This window comes from Streptomyces phyllanthi (assembly GCF_009377205.1).
GTDB lineage: Bacteria > Actinomycetota > Actinomycetes > Streptomycetales > Streptomycetaceae > Streptomyces > Streptomyces phyllanthi.
Genome location: NZ_VJZE01000531.1, coordinates 1 through 5,847 on the forward strand (window position 1 = coordinate 1; position 5,847 = coordinate 5,847).

The following is a 5,847-nucleotide window of genomic DNA, read 5'->3' on the forward strand; positions in this document are numbered from 1 at the left end:
GAAGGGGGTCGTGGTTCGACCGGTTCCGGGGGCGGAAGGGCAGTTCACGCGGCATTGACAACGGTCCGCCCCGCACCGTGGTTCCTCCCCGGTGTCATGACCTTCCTCACGCGGGTCGCGCAGTGTAGCAGAGGGTCTGCCCAAGCTTGTGAAGGGGCGCACGAGCACCCCCCGTATGGCGGGTACATACTCGATGGCATGAGCACCACGGAGCGTCCCAGGATCCTCGTAGTAGGCGGTGGGTACGTAGGCCTGTACGCAGCTCGGCGTATCCAGAAGAAGATGCGCTACGGAGAGGCGACCGTCACGGTCGTCGACCCCCGGTCGTACATGACCTACCAGCCCTTCCTCCCCGAAGCCGCCGCCGGAAGCATTTCGCCTCGCCACGTCGTCGTCCCGCTGCGACGCGTGCTGCCGAAGGCCGAAGTCCTCACCGGCCGGGTCACCACCATCGACCAGGACCGCAAGGTCGCCACGATCGCCCCGCTGGTCGGCGAGGCGTACGAGCTGCCCTTCGACTACCTCGTCATCGCGATGGGCGCGGTCTCCCGCACCTTCCCGATCCCCGGCCTCGCCGAGCAGGGCATCGGTATGAAGGGCATCGAGGAGTCCATCGGCCTGCGCAACCACGTCCTCGAGCAGCTCGACAAGGCCGACTCCACGCAGGACGAGGAGATCCGCCGCAAGGCGCTCACCTTCGTCTTCGTCGGCGGCGGGTTCGCCGGCGCGGAGACCATCGGTGAGGTCGAGGACATGGCCCGGGACGCGGCCAAGTACTACACCAGCGTGTCCCGCGAGGACATGCGGTTCATCCTCGTCGACGCCGCCGACAAGATCCTCCCCGAGGTCGGCCCCAAGCTCGGCCAGTACGGCAAGGAGCACCTGGAGAGCCGCGGGGTCGAGGTCTACCTGTCGACCTCCATGGACTCCTGCGTCGACGGCCACGTGGTCCTGAAGAACGGCCTCGAGGTCGACTCCAACACCATCGTGTGGACGGCCGGCGTCAAGCCGAACCCGGTGCTCTCCCGCTTCGGCCTGCCCCTCGGCCCGCGCGGTCACGTGGACTGCGAGCCCACCCTGCAGGTCAAGGGCACGGACTACATCTGGGCCGCGGGCGACAACGCCCAGGTGCCGGACGTCGCCGCCCGCAAGGCCGGCGTGGAGAACGCCTGGTGCCCGCCGAACGCCCAGCACGCGCTGCGCCAGGCGAGGGTCCTCGGCGACAACGTGATCTCCGGTATGCGGGGCTTCCCGCAGAAGGAGTACAGCCACGCCAACAAGGGCGCGGTGGCCGGTCTCGGCCTCCACAAGGGCGTCGCGATGATCGTCATGGGCAAGATGAGGATCAAGCTCAAGGGCCGTCTCGCCTGGTACATGCACCGTGGCTACCACGGTCTGGCGATGCCGACGTGGAACCGCAAGATCCGCGTCTTCGCCGACTGGACGCTCGGCATGTTCCTCAAGCGCGAGGTCGTCTCGCTCGGCGCCATGGAGAACCCCCGCGAGGAGTTCTACGAGGCCGCCAAGCCGGCGCCGGTCGGTGCCGCGAGCAGGACCGAGAGCGCGCCGAAGGTACAGAAGACCGAGGAGAAGGCGGCTTCCTGACCGCCTCCTGACCCGAGCTCCGCCGGTCTTCCGACCGGGGCTCCCGACCGGTCCCCGACCTGTGGTCACCCATGACCTCCGGTCGCTGAACACCCCGAAGGGGCCGTCCGCCATCCGTGGTGCGGGCGGCCCCTTCGGCGTGTGCGGGCGGGGTGCCGACCCCCGGCCCGGGCGGCCCCGTGGCCTGCGTAGACGTTTTGCACAGCCGTAACGCTGATGGGGGACTGCGGTGACGCCCCGCAGGTGTTTACGTGGTGCTGGACATTCCGGGATCGACTGTCACGGAGGTGTGCACCATGGCCGACGCCGCGTCGCGGCTGTACAGATTCGCCGAACAGTTGCTGGGAGCCCCGCTCCCGATGCGCATCCGAGCCTGGGACGGCTCACAGGCGGGACCCCCCGGCGCACCGGCGCTCGTCGTACGCAACCGCCGCGCCCTGCGCCGACTGCTGTGGAAACCGGGCGAACTGGGCCTCGCGCGGGCCTGGGTCGCCGGGGACCTGGAGATCGAGGGGGACCTGTACGTCGCGCTCGACACGCTGGCCGGGCTCGTATGGGAGCGCGGGGAGGACGCCAGGGGGCTCGCGGAGGCCCTGCGCGACCCCGAGGTGCGCGCCGCCGTACGCGGCCTGGTCAGGCTCGCCGGACCGCCGCTGCCGCCCTCGCCGCCCCGCGAGGAGGTCCGAAGGCGCCGCCATCTGCACACCAAACGGTCCGACAGACGCGCCATCAGCCACCACTACGACGTGGGCAACGACTTCTACGAGATCGTCCTCGGCCCGTCGATGGTCTACTCGTGCGCCTACTGGGACTCCCCGGACAGCACCCTCGAAGCCGCCCAGAGCGACAAACTCGACCTCGTCTGCCGCAAGCTCGGCCTGAAGCCCGGCGAGCGGCTCCTCGACGTCGGCTGCGGCTGGGGCTCCCTGGCCATCCACGCGGCGCGCGAGTACGGCGTACGGGTCGTCGGCGTCACCCTCTCCCACGAGCAGGCCACGTACGCCCGCAAGCGCGTCGCCGACGAGGGGCTCACCGACAAGGTCGAGATCCGCGTACAGGACTACCGCGACGTCGCGGACGGGCCGTACGACGCGCTTTCCTCCATCGGCATGGCCGAACACGTCGGCGCCGAGCGGTACCTGGAGTACGCCGACCAGCTGTACACCCTGCTGAAGCCCGGCGGCCGGCTCCTCAACCACCAGATCGCCCGCCGCCCGCAGCGCGACGAATCGACGTACCGCATCGACGAGTTCATCGACGCGTACGTGTTCCCGGACGGCGAACTCGCCCCCATCGGCACCACGGTCACCCAGCTGGAGCGGGCCGGGTTCGAGGTGCGCGACGTCGAGTCCCTGCGCGAGCACTACGCGCTCACCCTGCGCCGCTGGGTCGCCCGTCTGGAGGCCGACTGGGCCCGCGCCGTCAAGCTCACCGGCCCGGGGCGCGCCCGCGTCTGGCGCCTGTACATGGCGGCCTGCGCCGTCTCCTTCGAGCGCAACCGGATCGGCGTCAACCAGGTGCTGGCGGTCCGGACACCGGAGTCGGGGGAGTCGGGGACGCCGTTGCGGGTCCGTACGTGGGGGACGTGACGGTACGGATGTGAGGCCACGGATGTGAGGGGCCCCGTTCGACGTGAACGGGGCCCCGGCGCTCGTGCCCTCACCGCACCGCTGCCGCTACTCCGACTTGATCGCCGTCAGCATGTTCAGCCGTGCCGCGCGGCGGGCGGGCCACAGCGCCGCCAGGACGCCGACCAGCGCGGCCAGCAGCAGGAACAGCCCCATCCTGGCCCAGGGCAGGATCAGTTCGTACGTGGCGACCGAGCTGCCGATCAGCTCACCGGCCGCCCAGCCGAAGAACACGCCCAGGCCGATCCCGAGAACCCCGCCGAACAGCGAGATGACCAGCGACTCCATGCGCACCATCCGCTTGATGCCACCGCGCTCCAGACCGATCGCACGCAGCATGCCGATCTCCTGGGAGCGCTCGAAGACGGACATGGCGAGCGTGTTGATGACCCCGAGGATCGCGACGATGACCGCCATGGCGAGCAGGCCGTAGAGCATGTTCAGCATCAGGGTGATCATCGACGCGATCTCGTTGGAGACGTCCTGCTTGTCCTGGACCCGGATCCCCGGGTTGTCGCCCAGCGCCTTCTCCAGCCGGTCCTTCGTCGCGTCGCTCGCGCCGCCCGAGGTCTTCACCATGACCTGCCTGTCGGCGGGCTCGGACGACGTCAGATGCGGCGTCAGGGTCGCGTTGTCCAGCAGCATGCCGCCGATGAGGTCATTGGCCTCGTAGACGCCGGCGACCGTGAGCTGCTGCGTCGTTCCGTCCTCGTACGCGGCCTTGAACCGGGAACCGGCCTTCCAGCCGTTCTCCTTGGCGTCGTGCTTGTCCACGACGACGTTCGTGCCGGTGACCTTGAACGAGCCGTCCGTGACCTCGAGGTCGGTGAGCTCGCCGATCGTGGCGCCGTTGACGCCCGTCACGTAGTGGGTGAGTTCGCTGTCGACGCGGATGAACGTGTTGCGCATCGGGCTGGTCGCGGTGACGCCGTCGACCGCGGCGAGCTTCTTGTCGACGTCGGGCGAGAGGGAGTTGCCGTTGGCCATCCCCACCACGTAGTCCGCCTTCATGGCGGAGGTGGCCATCTTGTCGACCGCCTGCTGCACACTGCCCGCGATCACCGTCAGCCCCGTGATGAGCGTGAGACCGATCATCAGCGCGGACGCGGTGGCGGCGGTACGGCGCGGATTGCGCACCGAGTTCTGCCGGGCCAGCTTGCCCGCGACACCGAAGATCCGCAGGACCGGGGCCGCGGCGGCGATGAGCGGGCGGGACAGCAGCGGGGTCAGGACGAACACGCCGATCACCAGCAGGGCTCCGCCCAGCCCCAGCGGGATCTGCCCGTCGCTCGCGCTCTTCGCCTGACTGCCCACGAGGACGGCGGCGACGCCGGCGCCCGAGAGCAGCGCGCCGAGGGTGTTCCGCAGCACCAGCGACTTGGCGGTGGCCTGGGCGTGGACGCTGCTCATCGCGGCGACCGGCGGGATCTTCGCCGCGCGGCGTCCGGGCAGCCAGGCGGCCAGCATGGTGACCACGACGCCCACGACCAGCGCGGTGCCGACCGTGCCCGGAGTGATGACCAGCGGGCCCTCCGGGACCACGGCACCCAGCGTGCCCATGAGGGAGCGCATCCCGGCCCCGATGCCGACGCCGACGGCGAGACCGGTGACGGCGGCGACCGCGCCGATCATGGCCGCCTCCAGCAGCACCGAACGGGTGACCTGCCGCCGCGAGGCGCCGACCGCGCGCATCAGCGCCAGCTCCTTGGTGCGCTGCGCGACCAGCATGGTGAAGGTGTTGGCGATGATGAACACGCCGACGAACAGCGCGATTCCGGCGAAGGTCAGCAGCATGGTCTTCATCGAGCTCATGCCCGAGGCGATCTGCTGGGCCTGCTGGTCGGCGAGTTCCTCGCCGGTGGTCATGTAGGCGGTCTTCCCGGGCACCACCTTCTCCAGCTCGGTCCGCAGCGCGGTCTGGCTGGTGCCGGGCTCCGCCTTCACGTCGATCTCGTCGTACGAGCCCTCCTGGTGGAACAGCTTCTGCGCGGTCGCCGTGTCGAACAGGGCGAGGCTGCCGCCGGCGGCGACATTGCCGTCGTCCGTGGTGAAGATCCCGCTGATCGTCGGGGTCAGCACCGGGCCGTCGACGGACAGCCGCAGGGTGTCGCCGACCTCGTAGCCGCCCCGCCGCGCGGTCTCCGCGTCGAGCGCCACCTCGTTCTCGCCCCGCGGCGCCTTGCCGCTCTTGAGCGGGTAGCGCGGGTCCTTGCCGCCCCAGAAGTTGCCGCCGGCGGACTGGAAGCCGTTGCCCATGAGATCGCCGTCCTTGTCGGCGATGGCGGTGTAGCCGTTCACGACACCGATGGCGGAGGCGGCGCCCGGGACCTCGGCGGTCTTCTCCAGCAGGCCCTGGGTGAGCTTGTGCTCCTGCCCGATCGTGTCGCCCTCGTCCTCGGCGTACTCGGGTTCGATGGCGACGTCGACCTGGTCGAACCCCTTGGCGGAGCTCTTCTGGTAGGCGTCGCCGATGGTGTTGGTGAAGACCAGGGTCCCCGACACGAAGGCCACACCGAGCATCACGGCGAGCACGGTCATCAACAACCGGGCCTTGTGCGCGAGCACGTTGCGCAGGGCGGTACGGAACATGGGGTTCTTATCCAGGGGTTGGGGG

Annotated in this window: 3 protein-coding genes; 2 read left to right on the forward strand and 1 reads right to left on the reverse strand. The window is 69.9% G+C overall.

The window, feature by feature from the left end; translation table 11 throughout:
• The first annotated feature begins 198 nt into the window (after window positions 1-198).
• Together FNH04_RS40075 and FNH04_RS40080 are read left to right on the forward strand one after the other, a co-directional pair.
• Window positions 199-1,605 (forward strand): NAD(P)/FAD-dependent oxidoreductase, encoded by a 1,407-nt coding sequence (locus tag FNH04_RS40075; protein ID WP_152791061.1) that lies wholly within the window; start codon window positions 199-201, stop codon window positions 1,603-1,605.
• Between the two features lie 296 nt (window positions 1,606-1,901).
• Entirely contained in the window at window positions 1,902-3,194 is a 1,293-nt protein-coding gene (locus FNH04_RS40080) for a class I SAM-dependent methyltransferase (protein WP_152791063.1), read from the forward strand.
• Between the two features lie 87 nt (window positions 3,195-3,281).
• Here FNH04_RS40080 and FNH04_RS40085 read toward each other — a convergent pair whose 3' ends face one another.
• Entirely contained in the window at window positions 3,282-5,822 is a 2,541-nt protein-coding gene (locus FNH04_RS40085) for an ABC transporter permease (RefSeq protein WP_152791064.1), read from the reverse strand.
• Window positions 5,823-5,847: the final 25 nt, after the last annotated feature.

Coding starts and splice junctions, on each gene's coding strand:
- FNH04_RS40075 (WP_152791061.1), top strand. CDS start 199: ATGAGCACCACGGAGCGTCCCAGGATCCTCGTAGTAGGCGGTGGGTAC.
- FNH04_RS40080 (WP_152791063.1), top strand. CDS start 1,902: ATGGCCGACGCCGCGTCGCGGCTGTACAGATTCGCCGAACAGTTGCTG.
- FNH04_RS40085 (WP_152791064.1), bottom strand. CDS start 5,822: ATGTTCCGTACCGCCCTGCGCAACGTGCTCGCGCACAAGGCCCGGTTG.